A 19821-nucleotide genomic window follows, 5' to 3' on the forward strand; every position below is an offset into this window, starting at 1 on the left:
GGCGCGAATCGCGGCTGAAGCCGCTCCTACAGAGGAAGAGGTCTCCGTAGGAGCGGCTTCAGCCACGATTCAGCTTTCGACTTTCAACTCACCGCCCTGAACCGTCAACGCGCCTGCTTGCCCGTCCAACTCAGCCATCTGCCCGTCAACCACGCTGTGCATGATGTCGCTGACACCCCACACCGCCGGAATCGCGCAGGCCAGCGCCAGGCTGGCGGCGGCGTTGAGCGGGTCGCGGCCGGCGATCACCAGACCGCCGGCCTGGGCCAGCCAGGGCACCCAGCTCGGGTCCACCTGATCCACCACCACGATGTCACCCGGGCGCAGCCGGTTCAGCGCCCAGGCGCTGCACAGCCGGCGTAGCGGCCCGGTCACCCGCCCCGGTGCCAGGCCGGCGCCGCGCAGCACCGGGCTGGGGCGGCCACCGCCGCCGAAACCGAAACCGATGCGGTCCATCTTCCAGTCCGGCGCGCCGGCATGGGCATCCTCCAGATAACGCACCTTACGCTGGCCCAATACCTCGCCGGCGGCGGAGCCCGGCAGACGCCGCTCCATCCACAGTTCCCACAGCTCGTCGAAGTACAGAAAGAAGACATCGTCCGGGTGCGCCAGCAGCTTCTCCTGGACCAGCACCGCCGCCAGCCGCCGTAGCAACTCGCGCAGGTGGGCACCAAGCTGGAATCTCAGCGCCCGGGCGCGGCGCCATTGTCCCAGCAGCGGCGCCACGGTCGCGGACAGCGCCGCGCCGGCGCTCGAATCGAACTGACGCCGGGCGTGCCGCAGGCTTTGCCGCTGGGCCGGTTTCTCACTGAGCGGCGCGTGCACCGGATCGGCGCCCGGTCGCAAATCACTGGCATCGATAGCCGCCTCATCGTCGGCCAGCACCGCCACCAGCAGTGCCTGCTCAGAACCGCCTAGCAGCTGCGCCAGGGGGACCGGCCCGCGCTGGTGGACCAGCCCGTCGGGGACCGTCAGGTAAGCCAGGGCGCCCTCCTCCCGGGCCAGCCGCTCGCCGAGCCGATCCAGGGTCATAAGCGCCCGCCAGGCCCGCTCCCGGTCCAGAGGTGGCGACCGCCAGCGGCGCAGACGCCGCTCGACGCGGCCCAGCTCCCAGCCGGCGCGCCAGCGACTGGCGGGCCCCGGCGGCGCCGCCGGGGTTTCGCTCTCGCCCACCGCTTCCAGCGGCTGCCAGGCCGGCGGCACCTTGTCGGCGACGCCCGGGTGGCGGCCCTGCAGACGGCGGAAGAATTCGCTGTTGGTATAAAGATGGCTTTGCTGGCGACGGTAGGGCTCCACCCGGGCCAGGTCCGCCCAGCCCTGGCGCGCCGCCAGCGGCGCCCAGAATTCGGTCTTCAGCCAGCGCCCGGCCAGGGTGTACCACAGCGGCGTGAGCGCCTGGTTGAACAGCGCCGGCGCGGCGCGGCGGGTCCAGACTTCCTTGGGCACCGGCAACGAGCCCACCGGCAGGGTCTGCAGCAGCCACAGGGTCTCGCCGTCGAAGATCCATTCACCGGCCTGGGGCCGCTCGAAGCGACGCCGCAATTGCTCACCCAGCGCCAGCAGTCGGGAAGCGCCGACCAGATCATCAAGCGCCGGTTCGTTGTCACCGCCATACACCAGCCGGCCCTGGTCATCGAAAATCAACCGCTGGCGCCGGTCATCACCCTCGGCGACGCCCTCCACCACCATGTGCGAGAGATCCTGCCGCAACGGGTGCCGGGTGAACAGTACGCCGGCGGCGCGCTGACGAGGCAAGGCCTGCACCACCACCTGGTCAGGCGGCTCGGCGCGCTGGAACAGGGACCTCAGCGCCGCCGCCAGGGCTTCGTCGGAATCCAGGTTGACCAGGCTTTCCCGCTGCGAACCTTCGTTCATCGCGCCCTGGTGCAAGACCCAGTAGCGATCCCCGGTGAACATGCGTGGCAGGCCGCGCAGGCGGCGCGTCAGGCCCGGGCCGTCCAGGGCCAGCACCGCCTCGCGGCTAATGCGCCAGCTCGGCGGCACCGGCAGGCCGGAGGCCGCCCAGCGTTGCACGTTCTCGCTCCCCCGCTCGTCGGCGGCCAATACTTCAATGCTCATGGCGTTGGACTGTTGGTTGGAATATCAATGGTTATCGGCGAACACGCCGAACCAGCGCCAGGCCGCCACGATACAGCAACGGCGTGAGCACCAGTGTTCCCCCCACCAGAACCACGGCGATGCCACCGAACAGCACCGGTGCTTTCATCAGGGTGCTCATCAGCGAATCCTGCCAATAGAAGAACCATTCATGCTCGGCGGGGAACAACCAGATGTGGAACCGGTAGAACACCGCCGTGGGTCCGGCGACAAGCAGCCAACCTACCATAGCCAGCAACGGCGTCACAGCGACCAGCGCTCGGGCCCGCCAACCTGGTGGCGGCCGCGCCACCCGCATCCAGGCCAGGGGCAGCCACAGCAGCGCCGCCACCAGCAGCGCCCAGCGACCCAGGTCGATCAGTTGGGCCACATCCTGAAGGTGCAGCACCTCGGCATGGCGCAGCAGCGGAATATCGCGCCCTTGCCGATCCGGATAGGACAGCGCCGCCAGGCCCCGGCCACCATCGTGGACGGCAATACGGATATCGTGGAACAGGGCCTGGTGGGTGGCGGCGTCCAGATACTGGAAGTCGCGCCGGTGGTAGCGGTTAAGAGGGGCGTATTCCTCGATATGAGGGCCAATATCCAGGGCGTCGTACCAGAACGGGTAGCCGTAATCCATCTGCGCGTACAGGCCCCAGGTAATGCCCAGGGCCAGGGTCACGGTGGTCAGGCCATAGGCGAACCAAGCCGCCAGGGACAGTGCCTTCATTCAGCGCGTCAGCGTGGCCCGCAGGGTGGCGGTGCCGGGTTTGTCCCCGGCGCTCATCTCCAGGGTGGCCAGGGTCAGGCCCTTTTGTTCCAAGGATTGCAGCCACATCAGCATCGGGCTGGCGGGCTGGTTCTCCAGCTGCACGCGCACCGATTCATTGCCGTTGGGAGTGAAGCCCCGCAGGGTGAGCCCGTAGGACTGCGCCGAGCGGCTGATGTCGCTTACCCAGTTGCCGCCCAGCTGGTCGCCACCACCGGAGCGGTTGCCCCGGGCGGCGCGCACCGCGTCGGCGTTGTTCTCGATCCAGGCCAGGGTCTGCTGGTTGGCGATGTAGCGCTGGCGGGCGGACTCCCGGGCTTGCCAGCTCGGTTGCCAGACCAGCCAGTAGAGCACCGCCACCGCCAGCAGTACGGCGAGCAGTTGCAGGATGCGCTGCTCGCGGGTCTCGCGCTCCTGGTACCAGGCCATCGCCGGTGCCAGTTTCTTATCCAGTTCGTCACGCAGTTGCCGTACTTTCCGGTTCATCCCGCCTGCTCCACCTTGACCCGCGCGGTGACGCCGCTGGCGCCGTTGCGGTAGTTGGCGATGGTGGCCTGCACGCCTTTTTCGCGCAGCGCGGTCTGCAGTTTCTCCACCTGATTGTATTCCTTGGCGCCCAGATCCAGCAGCAGGCTGCCGTCGCGCTGATCGAACTGGATGCGCTTGGGCTCCACCTCGCTGGCGCCCAGGGTGGACGCCACCGCCGGCAGCACCGAGAACAGGGTGGCGCCGCCGCCATCGCCGCTGCTGCCCAGGCGCGCCAGGCGAGCCTCGAACTGACGGCGCAAGCCGGAGGTGGCGCGATCACCGGGGAACAGGGACTGATAGAGTTTGGCGGCTTCGGCGAACGACTGATCAGCGGCCTGCTGATAGCGCCATTGCTGCGCCCAGACCGCCGCCAGGGCAATCAGAAACACCGCCGCGGCGAGGCCCGCCACCGGCTTCCAGGGCGCCCAGGGAGACGGGGCACCGCGCTGACTCTGGCGGGCCGCATAGGGCCCCTGCAGTATTTCCACGCCGCGTTCGGCGGCCAGGCCGGCGCGCAGACGGTCACACAGGGTGAGGTCGTCGTCCAGGCGGGTGAAGGGGCGCTCCTCGTCATGGTGCAGGGCGATCAGCGCTTCCCGTTGTTCGGCGTCGGCCACCAGCGCCTGGTCCCGCTCCAGAATCAGGCCGCCCCAGTCCGGCACGCTGATCAGCACCGGGGTTTCCGGCGCCAGCAGGTCCGCGTCCACCCTCAGCCGGGCGGCGCGCACGCCGGCCTCCCGGCACACCGCGAGCAACGCTGCCAGAGCCTCGCGATTGATCACCGCCACCGGATAACGGCCATGCTCGGCCTTGCCGGTGGCGAACCACAACGCCTCCGGCGGCTCCAGCAATTGCTCCTCCAGCAGGTACGGCAGCACCCGCTGCAGATGGCGGGCCTGCTTGCGGCTCAGGGTCACGCCGGTGAGCAGCGCCTCGGCGCTGGTGACCACGAGATCCACGGCGGCGCCGGCCCGCTCGTTGAGCGCCTGCCCCAGGGTCAGGCGCTCCGGCGTATCGCCGGCGCCCGCCTGGAACAGCACCATCGTCTCCTCGAGGCCGGCTTCCCGGTTCCGGCTGAAGGCCCCCGGGGCCAGATAGATCAAAGCTGAATCGGCCAAAATTCCCGTCCTTTACGTCCCTGGAATACTGTCTATCACATTGTTGTTGTCATCGCCCGCATTGTAGAAGGGATTGCAGGCCGGTTCGAGCGGCGACAGCAGCGGCTTCACCTGCCGGCTGTACACCTGGGTGCCATCGGCGCCCCCGCCGGCGGCGCGGCGTACCCGGCTCACCAGGCGGCTCAGGTCGCCGGCCACTTCCACGTCCACCATGATCTGGAAATACTCGCTGGCCACGCCGAGGCGTTTGCTGAGCGCCTGGCGCTGCTCCTCCTCCAGACTGGCGAACGGCTCCTCCTGCATCAAGGTAGCGACATCGAGGATCGGTTCTTCCTGGCGCAACCGCACCACCGCCTCGGCGGCCTCACCGCCGGCGTAGGGGCCAAGCACGGCGTCCAATACCGGCTGGGGGGCGGTGTTGAGGTTCAAGGTGGTGCCGGTGGGCAGCGCCGTGAACAGGCCCCACATGGCCGGGTCCGGAAACAGGTCGCCGACCTGGAAATCGCGCAGCGCGCGCAGCTCGCTTTCGTGGGCCACCGGCATGTTGGGCGTACGACGCAGGCGGTATTCGGCGTCTTCCGCGCCCTCCACCGCGTCGACGATATTATTGCTGTCGATCCAGTCGGCCATCTGGTTGGCCAGCAGGCTGGCCCGGGCCGGGTCCGGCAGGGTTTGTTCAAGCAGACGCTGGAGCATGTCGCGGGCCTCGTCGTCGCGCTGGAAACCAACCCCCTGTGCCTCCACCAGCCAGTTCAGATTGAAGCGGCCCTGCAGGTCCTGGACGCTGGCGCTGAGCACCGCGTCCTCGTAGGGCGTGGGGGGCAGCTCCACCGCCCATTGCTCCTCCATGCAGTCGTCGACCTGCTGGTTCTCCTGGCGATCGCCCTCCAGATCGTCGTTGAGTCCCTGCACCGCCACCACCTCGGTGGCCATGGCGTACTGATAGCGCTTGTCCCACTGCAACAGGTTTTCGGTGCGGGTACGGAAACGGTCCTGCCGGAACATCACCTCGGTGGTGATCGCCGCCAGAATGGCGAACAGCATAAGCACGATGATCAGGGCCATGCCGCGCTGCCGGGCCCGGCCCGCTCCGCTCATACCGCCCATGGGTTCACCACCGTGCGGAAGAAGCGATGCAGCCGCTCACCGCTCTCCAGCTCGATTTCCACTTCCACGCTCTTGGGCAGCCGTTGTTGCCAGACCGGCGTGTTCATCAGCGCCGGCTCCGGCCAGAACTCCAGCCAGCCCCACTCACCGTCCTGGGTTTTGTCCAGATAGCGCACCTGGAACCGCTCCACCTTCCTGAGCAGAACGTCCTCCTGGTATTCGGTGGCCACGTTGGTGTCCAGCACCGGCCAGTAGCGGCGGTACAGGGTGTCCCCCTCGAGGGCGTACACCACCCGCTGCATCTCACTGCGACGGCGCAGCTGGAACGGATTGGACCAGCCCAGGCGGGTGAATTCCACGTAGTCGTCGCGTCCGAAAATGGCTGGCTGGGGGTCGCCATAGGGATCACGCACCGGGCGCGCGATCAACTGCTCGAAGTCCAGGGTCAGGTAGGTCACCGCCCGTTGCGCGCCCTCCAGTTCGGTGGCGCCCTCGCTGAGCATGTCCCGGTTGGCCAGGGCCCGGTTGAGGAACTCCACCGCCAGGACGTACATCATCGCGAAGATGGCGATGGTGACCAGCACCTCGAGCAGAGTGAAGCCGCGCGCGCGTCGACGGTTCATCATCCCCCCGTCAGATCCTGGCTGCCGCCACCGCCGCCATCACCGGCGCCGGGCTGCTGGAACTGGCCGTTGTCGTCGGCGGGCTTGCCGATCAGGCTGGCCAGCGTGTACATCGGGTCCCGCTCCTGATCATCGATGATTTCCCCCACCTCGATGTCCACCCGGCGGGTGTCCGGATAGGGGCCGGCACTGACCTTGGCGCGCACCCACCACTCCCGGTCGCCCCGGGTGACGGTGCTGTCGGTGGTGCCGGTATTGGGCCATTGCTGGTAAACCTGCATCTCCACCAGCTTGTCCGCCGCCACCATGTAGGCCCGGCGGGTATCGTCGATACTCCGGTAGGCCACGGCGCTGGCGCCCAGTGTCTGGCTGAGCGTGACCATGGCCAGGGCCAGGATGGCCACGGCCAGCACCACCTCAACCAGGGTGAAACCGCCCTGCTGGCGGCGTCCCGCGCGGGCATTCATCGGTCGCCTCCCAGGAAGTCGTCGTCGATCAGCCGATCATCGTCGTCCGGTTTGTCGTCCGGGGCGGTGAGTACCTCCTCGTCCTGCTCATTGTCCGGATCGCGCACCTGGCCCAGGGCGGTCAACCGCCGGCGGACTTCCAGATCAATGTCATCGCTGGAGCGCAGCGTCAGGGTGAGCGGCGTGGTTTCGCCGCTGGGGAAGAAGAACACCTGGGGCAGGACGTCATCGTCCTCGTCGTCCTCGTCTTGTGACCGCTCCCCGGCGCGGGCCCGCTCCTCTTCGAGCAAACCGCCCCGCCCTTCGTCGTCGTTACCGCCAAAGGGACTGTCGGAGACCAGGCGCTCGGCCACCTGATCCAGCCCCATGCGCTCTTCCTCGTCGGCGGGCAGGTCATCGAACTGCCAGGCCAGCTCCAGACCGGCGGGCAGCCGGCGGGCCTGCAGACCGTTGCCCTGGGCGGGCACGAACTGACGGGCGCCCACGTCGTAGACCAGCGGCGTCCAGCCCTGGTCGGTGAGACGCAGGGCCATCAGGCGGCCACCGAACAGGCTTTGTTCGTTAAGCAGGGTCAGGGTATCGGTGAGCCGGGCCACCTCCCCATCCAACTGGCGCTCGTCGTCCATCCACACCGGCACCACCAGTACCGCCAGGGACAGCATGGCGATGAGCCCCACCACCACGAGGATTTCCAACAGGGTGAAGCCACCTTGCCGGTGGCTCCCCCTGGCGCCGCGCCGAACCCCCATGACCGGGATCAGCCGTCGCTGTCGCGCCAGCTGATGTCCGTGTCGGTGCCATCACCGCCCTCGACACCGTCGGCGCCCAGGGAATACAGGTCGAAGGGACCGTCCACGCCGGGGCTGATGTAGACGTAGTCATTGCCCCAGGGGTCTTCCGGCAGGCTCGGCAGATAGCCGCCTTCCGGCCATTTCTTGGCGGATGCCTGGCGCTCCACCAGGGCGTTGAGGCCCTCCTCGGTGGATGGGTAGGTACCGTTGTTGAACTTGTACATGTCGAGCTGCTGGACGATGCGCGACATGTTGGTCTTGGCGATATCGACCTTGGCCTGCTCCCCCTGGCCGATCACATTGGGGACGATCATGGCCGCCAGCAGGCCGATGATGGCCACCACCACCATGATTTCCAGCAGGGTGAAACCGCCCTGCGCGCGTTGCATCGTTTTCATGAATCACCTTTTAGTATTGTCTGGAATTACATCCCTGTTGGACGGAGCGTGCGTGCCCGGCCCCTACCCCGCCATGAAATTGTTCATCTGCATGATCGGCAGCATCACCGCCAGAACGATCAGGATCACGAACCCGGCCATGACCAGCAACATCAGGGGCCCCAACAGTCCCACCATGGTTTGGACCGTGCTGGTCAGTTCCCGTTCCTGATAATCCGCCGCCCGGCTGAGCATGTTGTCCAGTTCACCGCTGGCCTCGCCGCTGGCGATCATCTGCACCAGCATCGGTGGGAAATAGCCGCTCTGCTCCAGAGCACGGCTGAGACTGCCGCCCTCGCGCACCCGGGCGGCGGCGGTCACCACCGCCTCGCGGATCGCCAGATTGCCGACCACCTGGGCGGCGATGAACAGGGCATCCACCAGAGGCACGCCGGAGCGGCCCAGGATACCGAGGGTGCTGGCCAGGCGGGCACTGTCCGAGGCGCGCATCATGGTGCCGATCAGCGGCATGGCGGCCAGCCGCCGGTGCACGCGCATGCGAAACGCCGGTTCACGCAGGGCCCGGGAAAAGGCGATCGCGCCGCCAATCACCACCAGCGCCAGCAGCCAGCCCCAGGCGCGCACGAAATCGCTGAGCGCGATCACCGCCACGGTAATGAACGGCAGGGCCTGGTCCCGATTGGCGAACACCGCCACCATCTTGGGCACCACGAAGGCCATCAGGAAGCCGATCACCAGGGCGGAGAATATCATGATGAAGGCGGGATAAATCATCGCCTGGCTCACCGAGCGACCGGTGTCGTCCCGGGTTTCCAGGTAGTCGGCCAGTTGCTCCAGGACCTGCTCCAGGTGGCCACTCTGCTCACCGGCGGCCACGGTGGCGCGGTACATCTCCGGGAAGGCGCGCGGGTACTCGGCCAGGGCGTGGGCCAGGCTGTAGCCCTCCAGGACCTTGCCGCGCACCGCCAGGATGATCTTTTCCACCCGCACCTGGCCGGCTTGCTTGGCCACCGCCGACAGCGCCTGCTCCACCGGCAGGCCGGATTTGAGCAGAGTGGCGAGCTGGCGGGTGATCAGGGCCTGCTCGCCGCCCTTGAGCTTGCCGGTGGCGGACAGACGCGCGGACAGGCCGCCGCCGGCCTGGCGGTCCTTGGCCTCGGACACTTCCAGGGGCACCCAGCCCTTGTCGCGCAGTTGCTGGCGGATCTGCCGGGCGCTGTCCGCTTCCAGGGTGCCCCGTTTGACCTTGCCCCGGTGGTCCAGGGAGCGATATTCGAACGCGGGCATCAGTCTTCCTTCGTGACGCGCAGTACTTCTTCGATGCTGGTGTCGCCGGCCAGCACCTTGCGCCAGCCGTCCTCGCGGATGCTCGGCGTCAGAGTGCGGGCATGCCGGGTGAGCCGCAGCTCGCCGGCGCGTTCATGGATCAGCTCGCGCATGGCATCGTCGATTACCACCAGTTCGTAGATGCCGGTACGGCCCCGGTAGCCCTGGTGGTTACAGTGCTCGCAGCCGACCGGATGGTAGAGCGTGGCGTCCTGATCCGGCGCCAGGCCAAGCATGCCGCGCTCGCTTTCGCTGGGCTGGTAGGGCTGTTTGCAGTCATCGCAGAGCACCCGCACCAGACGCTGGGCCAGGGCCCCGAGCAGGGAACTGGAGAGCAGGAACGGCTCGATGCCCATGTCCTGCAGACGGGTCACCGCGCCCACCGCGGTGTTGGTGTGCAGGGTGGAGAGCACCAGGTGGCCGGTGAGCGATGCCTGCACCGCGATCTCGGCGGTTTCCAGGTCGCGGATCTCACCGACCATCACCACGTCCGGGTCCTGGCGCAGAATGGCGCGCAGGCCACGGGCGAAAGTCATGTCGACCTTGGTGTTGACCTGGGTCTGGCCGATGCCCTCGAGCTGGTACTCGATCGGGTCCTCGACGGTGAGGATATTACGCGAAGCGTCGTTCAGCTCGGTGAGCGAGGCGTACAGGGTAGTGGTCTTACCGGAACCGGTGGGGCCGGTGACCAGGATGATGCCGTGGGGCTTGTGGATCAGCTCGCGCATGTGCGCGTCGCACACCTCGCCCATGCCCAGGTGGGACACCTGCAGGCGCCCGGCCTGCTTGTCGAGCAGACGCAACACCACCCGCTCACCGTTGCTGGACGGCATGGTGGAGACCCGCACGTCCACGTCCCGCCCGCCCAGGCGCAGGGAAATACGACCGTCCTGGGGAATCCGTTTCTCGGCGATGTCGAGACGTGCCATCACCTTGATGCGCGACACCAGCAACGGCGCCAGCTCCCGTTTCGGGGTCAGCACCTCGCGGAGCACGCCGTCCACGCGCATGCGCACCACCAGACGCTTCTCGAACGTTTCGATGTGGATATCGGAGGCGTTCTCGCGGATCGCCTCCTGGAACAGGGCATTGATAAGCCGGATGATCGGGGCATCGTCCTCCTGCTCCAGCAGGTCGGAGGTCTCCGGCAGGGAATCCGCCAGGCTGGCCAGATCCAACCCCTCAAGGTTGTCGGCGGCCTCGGCGGCGGCGCCGCGCTGCTGCTCGTAGGTCAGCGCCATGGCGGAGCTGAAGGCCCCCTCGTCCAGCTTGACGATGGGCGGCAGCCCGCCCAGCCAGCGCTGCACCTCGGCGAGCGCCTGCAGGGATACGTCCTGGCGGCAGCACAGTTCCCGGCGACCGTCCTTCTCCCTCAGCAGCACCCCGAAGCGGCGCGCGAAACCATAGGGCAGCAACTGGGGCCCGCCGGCGTCTTCTTCCATGTCCTCGGATTGCTCGACCACTGCTTCGCTCATAACCCTCAATACCTTTCCATCAGGATTTCAACGATCTCCCCGTTCGCGCCGGAGAGATCCAGGAACTGGAAGCCGGCGTGGTATTCACCCGGTCCGTCCAGCGCCTCGCTCCACACCACCCTGGCGTTGAAGCTCATTGTATTCACGCCCCCGATCTGGTCGGGCAGCACCATGCCCAGCTCCAGATGCTCGCCGGGGGCCATGTCCCGCCGCAGCAGCAGCTTGAAGCCGCCGGCGCTCAAATTGATCAACCTGCCCACATTACCACCGGTGCCACGATCGAACACCACCAGTTCGTGGAACATTCGCTTGCGCGGCGAGCCGCGCCGCTCCCGCCGGTCGCCGTCCGCCTCGTCGCCGTCGCGCCGGCGCAGCATGAACACCACCCCGGTGAAGGCACCGCCCTCGCGGACCACCGGGTTGGCGTGGACGCGTAACGCTAGCGGCTCTTCATGACCGTATGGATACAGATCCAGGTCTTCCTCCCAGTGGCGGCCCTCGGCGCACCGCGCCAGCACCGGGCAGTCGCGCCAGTCCGGCGTCTCGCCGTCGGCCCCGCCGAACAACAGTCCGGTCACCGGCTGGTTGAGCAGGTCCTCCCGCTCGATGTTGAGCAAGGCCGCCGCGGACTCATTGCAGAAGCTCACCCGGCCCTCGGCATCGGCACCCACCACCGCTTCGCCCAGGGCGTGCAGAAGCCGCTCGTTTTCGTCCTTGAGGCGCTTCATCTGCACCACCGCCTGCTGCAGCTTCCGACGTTGCCGGTCCAGTTCCAGGAATACATTGACCTTGGCGTCAAGGATCTGTTCATCCACGGGCTTGAACAGATAATCCACCGCCCCGGTCTGGTAGCCCTTGAAGACGTATTTCTGTTCCTTGGAGATGGCGGTGACGAAAATGATCGGGATGTGGCGGGTCTTGCGGTTGCGGCGCATCAGTTGCGCCACTTCGAAGCCATCCATTTCGGGCATTTGAACATCGAGCAGCACCAGGGCGAAATCGTGCTTGAGAGCCAGCGCCAGAGCCTCGTTGCCGGACTGGGCCATGACCAGGTTGCGGCCCTCCCCTTCCAGCAAGGCTTCCATGGCCACCAGGTTCTCCCGGTGATCATCGACGACCAGGATGTTCTGTTTTTTCATTGCGCAACCCAACCAAGCTTTCCGCGAGATACGGCCCGATGCGCTCCAGGTCCAGGATTTCCCCCACCGCGCCCTTGGCGATGGCCGCTTCCGGCATGATCGGGGCCTCGCTGCTCTGCGGCGACTGGGCGAGGGTCCGGCCGCCTCGGCGGCGGATGTAATCCAATCCCTCGGAGCCGTCTTCATTGGCACCGGTGAGAATGACCCCAAGGACCTGCCTGCCATAGACATGCCCCGCCGAGAAGAACAGCTCATCAATGGACGGCCGGGAAAAGTGCACGGGCCGATAAATGGTCAACGCGATGGTGTGGTCCACGTTGACCAGCATGTGATACCCCGGCGGCGCCACGTACACGTGCCCCGGGCGTATCCTTTCCTTATCTTCCGGCGCCACCACCGGCAGCCGGCAATATTTCGACAGCAGCCAGGCCAACCGGTTGTCGGCGCTGGCGTTCTGATGCTGGACCAACATGATGGCGGCGGGAAAGTCCTCCGGCAAGCTGGAAAGAATGCTCGAGTAAGCATTCAAGCCCCCCCAGGACGCGCCCATCACCACTGCCCGGATGCCTCCTCTCATGATTGCTGGCCGCGTCGGCGCTAGTGGTCGCCGCCCCGATTGCGTTTTTCCGCCTCATAGGCGGCCCGGTGGGCCTGGGCTTCCTTGAGTTTGGCCTGCAGTTCGCGGCGCTGATGATCCAGTTGCAGGAAGAAGTTCACCTTGCTCTTGAGAATGAGCGGGTCCAGTGGTTTGAACAGATAATCAACGGCACCCGCCTGATAGCCCCGGAACACATATTTCTTTTCCTTGCTGATGGCGGTGACGAAGATGATCGGGATGGTCTGGGTGTCCTTGCGCTGGCGCATCAACTCGGCCACCTCGAACCCGTCCATGCCGGGCATCTGCACATCCAGGAGCACCAGTGAGATGTCCTCCTTGAGCAGAATGCGCAGGGCTTCCTGGCCGGATTCCGCCTTCAGCAGGGTGCGCCCCTCCTCTTCCAGGATGGCTTCCAGGGAGACCAGATTGGCGGGCTGGTCGTCGACCAACAGCAGTTTCTGCTCGATCATGCGTATTCTCGAATTCAGACGTTGTGACGCGGCTGTCGTTTGCGAAAGATCCGCATCGGTTTATTGACCACCTCGAAGGCATCCTCGTCGCCGCTGAAGCGAAGGCTCTCCTTGGTGCCAAGGCACAGGTAACCGCCCATATCCAGGCTCTCGTCGAACAGGCGAAACACCCGCTGCTGCAGCGTGCGATCGAAATAGATCAAAACATTGCGGCACAGTATCACATGCATTTCGCCGAACACCTGATCCGTGGCCAGGTCATGGTCGGCGAACACGATGTTGCGCTTAAGGCGCTGCTCCATGATCACGCTGTCGTAGCGGGCGGTGGCGTAGTCGCTGAGTGAGTGGCGGCCGCCGGCGCGGCGGTAGTTGTCGGCGTATTGCTTGAAGGCATGGATTGGATAGATGCCCTTCTTGGCCGCCGCCAGCACGTTCTTGTCGATGTCGGTGGCGTACAGCATGGCGCGTTCGTAAAGCCCTTCCTCCTCAAGCAGGATGGCCATGGAATAGATTTCCTCTCCGGTGGCGCAGCCGGCGTGCCAGATCTTGATGAACGGGAAGGTCTTGAGCACCGGCACCACTTCCTCGCGAAACGCGCGATAGAACTCGGGGTCCCGGTACATTTCGGTGACATTGACGGTGAGGTCGTTAAGCAGGGTGACAAAGAACTGCCGGTCACGCAGCACCCGGTCGGTCATCTGCAACACCGTGGAAAAGCCGGACATGGTCAGCCGGTGCATCACGCGCCGGCGCATGGAAGCCTGGCTGTAGGAACGGAAATCATAGCCATAGAGCTGGTAGATGGCCTCCAGCAAGAGGCGGATCTCAATATCCTCCAGGTGCACCTGATCGTCGCTGATGGCCGTTTCCGTTTCCACGCCGTCTCCGTTCATTTATGCAGCCACACCCGCATCAGTGAAGTGAGCTTGCTCATGTCGATGGGTTTCGAGCAATAATCGTTGGCGCCGGCGTCCAGGCACTTGGCGCGGTCGTCCTTCATCGCCTTGGCGGTAAGCGCCAGGATTGGCAGCGAGGCGAACCGCGGCTGCTGGCGGATGCGGCCCATGGCTTCGTAGCCGTCCATTTCCGGCATCATGATGTCCATCAGCACGATGTCGAAGGCCGGGTCCCGCTCCAGGGCTTCCACCGCCTCGCGACCGTTGTTGGCGAGGCTGATATCGAAACCCAGTTCCTCGAGCTGCGCCGACAGCGCGTAGATGTTTCGCATGTCGTCATCCACCAGCAGCAGACGCTTGTCCTCGAAGATGTCGTCGCGGTGCTCGATCATCTCCGGGTTGCCGCGCCGGTGCGAGGGCAAGGTGGATTCCAGCCAGTGCAGGAACAAGGACGCTTCATTGAGCAGCCGCTCATGGGAGCGCTCGGTCTTGAGAATGATGCGGTCCGCGTACTTGCGCAGCCGCGCCTCTTCTTCCCGGCTCAGATCCTTGCCGGTGTAGATCACCACCGGCACGGCCTCGTATTGATCGTTGGCGTGCAGCTTTTCCAGCAGTTCGAAGCCGCTCATGTCCGGCAGCGTCAGGTCCAGGATCATGCAGTCGTAGACGGTTTCGCCAAGCGCCGCCAGAGCTTCGGCGCCGCTGGTCACGGCGGTGATCTGCACGCCCTTCTGGTCGAACAGCTCGCGAATGCTCTCGTGCTGGATCTCGCTGTCCTCGACCACCAGAAGCCGCCGTACATTGGTCTCGATGGCTCCCTCGATCTTGGCGAAAGCGCTGAGAATCTGCTCCTGGTTCACCGGCTTGGTGAGGAAATCGATGGCGCCCAGGTCCAGCGCTTTTTTGCGCTCATCCTTGCCGGACAGGAAATGCACCGGGATGTCCTGGGTACGCGGGTCGGCCTTGAGCTTCTCCATCACTTCCCAGCCGTCGATGCCAGGCAGCCCGATGTCCAGGATGATGGCACTGGGCCGGTAGCGGCGGGCGTATTCCAGACCGCTTTCACCGTCGTTGCAGATGTGGCTCTCCAGGCCGTAGTCGGCGGCCAGGTCCACCAGGACGTTGGCGAATTCGCCGTCGTCCTCCACCACCAGCACGGTTTTCTCGCGCACCACGAAATCCTCGTCGGTGTCGGCGAACGGCAGGTTGGGCGCGGTGTGGGCCTCGGCGTTGCCCCCCACGTCCATGTCGTCGTCAAGAGCACCGGCTTGCCCCTCGCCGACGCCGGCCTCCGCCTCCCCCTCGGGCAGGTACAGCATGAAGGTGGAGCCGGTGCCAGGGCCATCGCTGTGCAAGCTGATCTCGCCGCCCAGCAGCCGCGCCAGCTCCCGGGAGATGGTCAGGCCCAGGCCAGTGCCGCCGTATTTTCGGCTGGTGGTGCCATCGGCCTGCTGGAAGGCCTCGAAAATGAGTTTCTGCTTGTCCTCGGGAATACCCACGCCGGTGTCGGTGACGGAGAATTTGATGGCGCGGGCGCGGTCCAGACGGCCGGGGATACGCTCATCGGCGCCGGGGCGGTGAATGCCCAGCGTCACCGAGCCGTCCTCGGTGAACTTGAGGGCATTGGAGAGCAGGTTCTTGATGATCTGCTCAAGACGCTGGCGGTCGGTGTAGAAATGGGCTGGCAGATCCTCACCCAGATCGATGTGGAACGCCACGCCACGGTTCTCGGCGATGTGCGAGAAATGGCGGCGGAAATGATCGCCCAGCTCGCGGGGCGCGATCGGGTCCACCATGACATCCATCTTGCCCTCCTCGATCTTGGAGATATCGAGGATGTCGTTGATCAGCGACAACAGGTCGGAGCCGGCGGAGTGGATCACCTGGGCGTGTTCCACCTGTTTCTCGTCCAGGTTGCCCTTCTTGTTCTGGCCCAGGGCATTGGACAGGATCAGGATCGAATTGAGGGGCGTGCGCAGCTCGTGGGACATGGTGGACAGGAACTCGGATTTATACCGGGAGGAGAGTTCCAGTTCCTTGAGCTTGTCCTCCAGCTCCTGGTGCAGCAGCTCCAGCTCCTTGTTCTTGTCGGCCATCTCCGACTTTTGTTCGCCGAGCAACTTGGCCTGGGCCTCCAGCTCTTCATTGGTGACCCGCAATTCCTCCTGCTGCGCCTGCAGGGATTCCTCGGAGGCACGCAGCGCCTGGGTCTGGGATTCCAGCTCCTCGTTGATCGCCTTCAGTTCTTCCTGCTGCTGTTGCAGCCGCGATTCCGAGGCGGACAGCTCCATGGCCTGCTCTTCCAGATCCTGGTTGACCCGGGCCATTTCCTCCTTCTGCAGCTCCAGCGCACTGGCCTGCTCCTGGGTGCGCTCCAGCATGGCGGCCAGGCGCAGGCGGCTCTGGGCACTGTGCAATGCCACCGCGATCACCGCCGCGCCCTGCTCCAGGAACCGCAGCTCGGCGTCGCTGAACGGCTGGAAGGAACCGATTTCCAGCACCCCCTTGAGTTCATCCTCATGCAGCACCGGCAGCACCACCACGTTGCGCGGCACCGCCTTGCCGGTGCCGGACCCCACCACCATGTAGTCCTCGGGCACCTCCTCCAGGATAATGCTCTTTTTCTCCAGGGCGCACTGCCCCACCAGGGATTCGCCCAGGGCGAACTCATTGCCCAGTTGTTTACGGCGCTGCATCGCGTAGGCGCTGCTCAGGCGCAAAGTGGCGGCTTCCTGGTCGAACGCGTAGAAAGCGCCCACCTGGGCTTCCAGGGTAGGCACCAGGTAGCCGAGCAGGTTGCGCCCCAACTGTTCCAGGGTCATCTCGCCGCGCAGCAGCGCGTTGAGCTCGGCCAGCTGGTTCTTGATGCGCTCCTGGCTGCGGTCGGCCTCGGTGCGGGTCTTTAGGGAGTCGCGCATCTTGCGGATGGCGCGGATCAGGTGGCCGGTTTCATCACGGCTGTTACTGCTGATCTCGGTGTCCCAGTTGCCGTCGGCGATGCTGTCGGCCGCACTGACCGCGTCTTCCAGCGGCCGGGTGATGGCGCGGGTCACGCGCAACGCGATCAGGCCCAGCAGGGTGAACGCCACGCTGCCCAGGGCCAGGCCGATCAACTGGGTGCTTTTGTTGTCCTCGCGGCTGGCGTTGAGGGTGTCCCGGAAGCTCTGGTAACGCTCCTGCTCGAATTCGTTGTGAGCCTGTTCGTAGGCCTCTTCCAGACGCCGCATTTCGTTGAATTCGTCGTAGCTGTTGATCATCGACATGGGATCGTCGATGAGCGTCTCGGCGACCCCATTGGCGGTGTTGATGTAGCGGATGAAGGCGGCACGCAAATCGTCCACCGGCTCGCCGAGCCGGGGGTCCAGGCGTTCGATGTCGCCGAGCCGCTCGAGGAAGCGGTCGGAACGCTCCCGGGCCTCGTCCAGCATGCTCGGATCAACCCGGGTGACGGCGTCGTTGTAGGCGCCGCTGATCGCCAGGAATTCCACGTTATTGGCGTTGACCAGCTCGAGCACCGGGAAATCGTGGTTCTCCACCCGCTGCAGGTGGTGAATATTGGTTTCCGCGATGTAGTAGCTGTAGAGGAAGTAGGCGAGAAAAAGGAAGACCCCCAGCGCCGCCACGGACAGAATCTTCAGCCGCACGGACAGATTGTTCAGCCAGCTCATCGATGTATCCCCATGATCGCGCCCCCAGGCGCTCTTATTATCGTCGTGGCGCGCCGACCGGGCTTGCCCGGTAAGGCTAAAGTATCAGAAGCCAGGGGCCTGGCAAAGCCGGTACGGAACACGCAACCATCGGATTATAAAGGGGAAGAAGCACCCTGGAAGGCGGTCACGCCGAGAGTGTGAAGCGCATCACTGCGAATTCTCGCTGAGGGAAAGGAGTGATCCCGAGGATATCGCGACCGGGCGGCGTTCCGCCTCGGTCGCGATGCCGTCCGGCGCTTCAATCACCCTTGGGGTTGAAGCGCCGGTTGAGCTTGCGCATGCCGCCGATCCAGCGGTCGTAATTGTCGGTCTTGTTGCGCATGTATTGCAGCACCTGCGGGTGCGGCAGCACCAGGAAGGTTTCCGCCGCGATCGCCTCCAGGCAGGCACGGGCCACCGGCTCCGGCTCCATCATGCCGTCCACGCTGGCCACGTGGTCTTCCTTGCCCTTGGTCATATTGGTGCGCACCGCCTGGGGGCACAGCACCGACACCTTGATGCCATCGTCGCCGTAGGTGAGCGCCAGCCATTCGGCCAGCCCCACGGCGGCGTGCTTGGTCACCGCGTAGGGCGCCGAGCCCACCTGTGATAACAGGCCCGCCGCCGAGGCGGTGTTGAGAAAATAGCCGCCACCGCGCTGGATCATGCGCGGCGCCAGGTGCCGGGCGGCGAACACATGGGCCATCACGTTGATGTCCCAGATGCGCTGCCAGCCGTCGTTGTCCACCTCCGGGCCACCGGGAATGGAAATGCCGGCGTTGGAACAAAACAGATCGATGGGGCCGACCTGCTCCTCGGTGTCGTCGATCAGCGCCCGCAGCTCTTCCTCACGGGCCACGTTGACCGCGCGGCCCACGCCTTGGGCGCCGGCGGCGCGGACCTGATCGGCGGTGGCACTGGCACCCTCCCCGTCCAGATCGGCGCACACCACGGCGCGGGCGCCGGCCTCGGCGCAAGCCACCGCCAGCGCCCGGCCAATGCCGCCGGCGGCGCCGGTGATCACGACGATGCGATCCTTGATGTCCATGGAAACCTCCCTGCCGCCGTCAGTCAGCGGTTTGCCGGTAGCGATTCACTTCGTTGCGGGCCACCACGTTGTGGTGCACTTCGTCCGGGCCGTCGGCGAGACGCAGGGTACGCTGCTGCATGTACATCTCGGACAACGGCGACCATTGGCTGACACCGGTGGCGCCGTGGATCTGGATCGCCTGGTCGATGATCTGGCAGACCTTCTCGGGCACCATGGCCTTGGCCATGGACACCCAGATGCGCGCTTCCTTGTTGCCCAGCACGTCCATGGCGCGAGCCGCTTTCAGCACCATCATGCGCATCGCCTCGATTTCGATGCGGGCGCGCCCCACCACTTCCATGTTCTTGCCCAGGTCGATGATGCGCTTGCCGAACGCCTCGCGCTCCATGCCACGCTCCAGCACCAGATCCAGGGCTTTCTCGGCGGCACCGATGGACCGCATGCAGTGGTGAATACGGCCCGGGCCAAGCCGCAGTTGGGAGATCTCGAAACCGCGACCTTCGCCCCACAACATGTTTTCCTTGGGCACGCGCACGTTGTCGAGCCGAATGTGCATGTGACCGTGAGGCGCGTGGTCATGGCCAAACACACGCATCGGTCCGAGCACGTTGACCCCGGGGGTATCCATGGGCACCAGGATCTGCGATTGCTGACGGAATGGCTGCGCGTCCGGGCTGGTCTTGACCATGCAGATCATGATCTTGCAGCGCGGATCGCCGGCGCCGCTGATGTAGTATTTCTCGCCATTGATGACCCAATCGTCGCCGTCCAGCACGGCACTGGTTTCGATGTTGCGGGCATCGGAGGATGCCACCTTGGGCTCGGTCATACCGAAGCAGGAACGGATTTCACCGTTAAGCAGCGGCTTCAGCCATTTTTCCTTCTGCTCCGGCGTGCCGACGCGCTCCAGCACTTCCATGTTGCCGGTGTCCGGCGCCGAGCAGTTCAGGGTTTGCGACGCCAGCGGGTTCTTGCCCAGCTCGAAGGCGATGTAGGCATAGTCCAGATTGGACAGACCCTCCCCGGTCTCCGCGTTGGGCAGGAAGAAGTTCCACAGCCCGTTGGCCTTGGCCTTGCTCTTCGCTTCCTCGAGCAGCTCCAGTTGCCCCGGCGCGTAGCTGAAGCGCTCGGCGCGGCCCTCGCCCAGACGATGGAATTCCTCGGTGATCGGGTCCACGTTGTCACGAATGTGCTTGATCACCGCGTCGAGCAGCGGCCGGGCCCCCTCGGACATGGCCAGATTGTTCATCGCGGTATCGTTATCCAGTGCTTTCAA

Annotated in this window: 18 protein-coding genes; all 18 read right to left on the reverse strand. The window is 65.4% G+C overall.

Features of this window, described 5'->3' with window-relative positions; genetic code table 11:
- Positions 1–69: 69 nt before the first annotated feature.
- A complete protein-coding gene (locus ACLD02_RS17340; RefSeq protein WP_203101631.1) occupies positions 70–2079 on the reverse strand; it encodes a PEP-utilizing enzyme in 2010 nt (669 codons plus the stop codon).
- A gap of 31 nt (positions 2080–2110) precedes the next feature.
- A complete protein-coding gene (locus tag ACLD02_RS17345) occupies positions 2111–2830 on the reverse strand; it encodes a DUF1461 domain-containing protein (protein ID WP_203101632.1) in 720 nt (239 codons plus the stop codon).
- Positions 2831–3355, reverse strand: coding sequence for a type II secretion system protein GspM (gene gspM / locus ACLD02_RS17350; protein WP_203101634.1), 525 nt, complete (start codon positions 3353–3355; stop codon positions 2831–2833).
- Positions 3352–4515, reverse strand: coding sequence for a type II secretion system protein GspL (gene gspL / locus ACLD02_RS17355; protein ID WP_410299276.1), 1164 nt, complete (start codon positions 4513–4515; stop codon positions 3352–3354). The genes gspM and gspL overlap by 4 nt, the downstream gene beginning before the upstream one ends.
- A gap of 12 nt (positions 4516–4527) precedes the next feature.
- Entirely contained in the window at positions 4528–5622 is a 1095-nt protein-coding gene (gene gspK, locus ACLD02_RS17360; protein ID WP_410299277.1) for a type II secretion system minor pseudopilin GspK, read from the reverse strand.
- The gene (gene gspJ, locus ACLD02_RS17365; protein ID WP_203101847.1) at positions 5610–6245 is read right to left on the reverse strand and encodes a type II secretion system minor pseudopilin GspJ; all 636 of its coding nucleotides are present in this window, start codon (positions 6243–6245) and stop codon (positions 5610–5612) included. The genes gspK and gspJ overlap by 13 nt, the downstream gene beginning before the upstream one ends.
- Positions 6245–6712, reverse strand: a complete 468-nt coding sequence (locus tag ACLD02_RS17370) for a type II secretion system protein (RefSeq protein WP_203101644.1) — start codon at positions 6710–6712, stop codon at positions 6245–6247. The genes gspJ and ACLD02_RS17370 overlap by 1 nt, the downstream gene beginning before the upstream one ends.
- Complete coding sequence (locus tag ACLD02_RS17375; protein ID WP_410299278.1) at positions 6709–7461, reverse strand: prepilin-type N-terminal cleavage/methylation domain-containing protein; 753 nt, start codon at positions 7459–7461, stop codon at positions 6709–6711. Before ACLD02_RS17375 ends, ACLD02_RS17370 begins: the two co-directional genes overlap by 4 nt.
- Before the next feature lie 8 nt (positions 7462–7469).
- On the reverse strand, positions 7470–7901 hold the full coding sequence (gene gspG, locus ACLD02_RS17380) for a type II secretion system major pseudopilin GspG (RefSeq protein ID WP_203101649.1): 432 nt from the start codon (positions 7899–7901) through the stop codon (positions 7470–7472).
- 63 nt (positions 7902–7964) lie between these two features.
- Positions 7965–9188 (reverse strand): type II secretion system inner membrane protein GspF, encoded by a 1224-nt coding sequence (gspF, locus tag ACLD02_RS17385; protein ID WP_203101651.1) that lies wholly within the window; start codon positions 9186–9188, stop codon positions 7965–7967.
- The gene (gene gspE / locus ACLD02_RS17390) at positions 9188–10702 is read right to left on the reverse strand and encodes a type II secretion system ATPase GspE (RefSeq protein WP_274380665.1); all 1515 of its coding nucleotides are present in this window, start codon (positions 10700–10702) and stop codon (positions 9188–9190) included. Before gspE ends, gspF begins: the two co-directional genes overlap by 1 nt.
- 5 nt (positions 10703–10707) lie before the next feature.
- On the reverse strand, positions 10708–11841 hold the full coding sequence (locus ACLD02_RS17395; RefSeq protein ID WP_203101653.1) for a response regulator: 1134 nt from the start codon (positions 11839–11841) through the stop codon (positions 10708–10710).
- On the reverse strand, positions 11810–12418 hold the full coding sequence (locus ACLD02_RS17400) for a chemotaxis protein CheB (protein WP_410299279.1): 609 nt from the start codon (positions 12416–12418) through the stop codon (positions 11810–11812). The genes ACLD02_RS17395 and ACLD02_RS17400 overlap by 32 nt, the downstream gene beginning before the upstream one ends.
- A gap of 20 nt (positions 12419–12438) precedes the next feature.
- Positions 12439–12909 (reverse strand): two-component system response regulator, encoded by a 471-nt coding sequence (locus ACLD02_RS17405; RefSeq protein WP_203101655.1) that lies wholly within the window; start codon positions 12907–12909, stop codon positions 12439–12441.
- A gap of 14 nt (positions 12910–12923) precedes the next feature.
- Positions 12924–13787 carry a protein-glutamate O-methyltransferase CheR gene (locus ACLD02_RS17410; RefSeq protein ID WP_338015171.1) on the reverse strand — a complete coding sequence of 288 codons (864 nt, stop codon included), beginning with the start codon at positions 13785–13787 and terminating at the stop codon, positions 12924–12926.
- An 11-nt stretch (positions 13788–13798) separates the two neighbouring features.
- On the reverse strand, positions 13799–17473 hold the full coding sequence (locus ACLD02_RS17415) for a response regulator (protein WP_203101660.1): 3675 nt from the start codon (positions 17471–17473) through the stop codon (positions 13799–13801).
- Between the two features lie 280 nt (positions 17474–17753).
- Positions 17754–18542 carry an SDR family NAD(P)-dependent oxidoreductase gene (locus tag ACLD02_RS17420; RefSeq protein WP_203101662.1) on the reverse strand — a complete coding sequence of 263 codons (789 nt, stop codon included), beginning with the start codon at positions 18540–18542 and terminating at the stop codon, positions 17754–17756.
- Positions 18543–18561: 19 nt separating this feature from the next.
- The gene (locus tag ACLD02_RS17425) at positions 18562–19821 is read right to left on the reverse strand and encodes an acyl-CoA dehydrogenase family protein (RefSeq protein WP_410299280.1); all 1260 of its coding nucleotides are present in this window, start codon (positions 19819–19821) and stop codon (positions 18562–18564) included.

It is taken from the genome of Alloalcanivorax sp. C16-2 (assembly GCF_046507615.1).
Taxonomy (GTDB): domain Bacteria; phylum Pseudomonadota; class Gammaproteobacteria; order Pseudomonadales; family Alcanivoracaceae; genus Alloalcanivorax; species Alloalcanivorax marinus_A.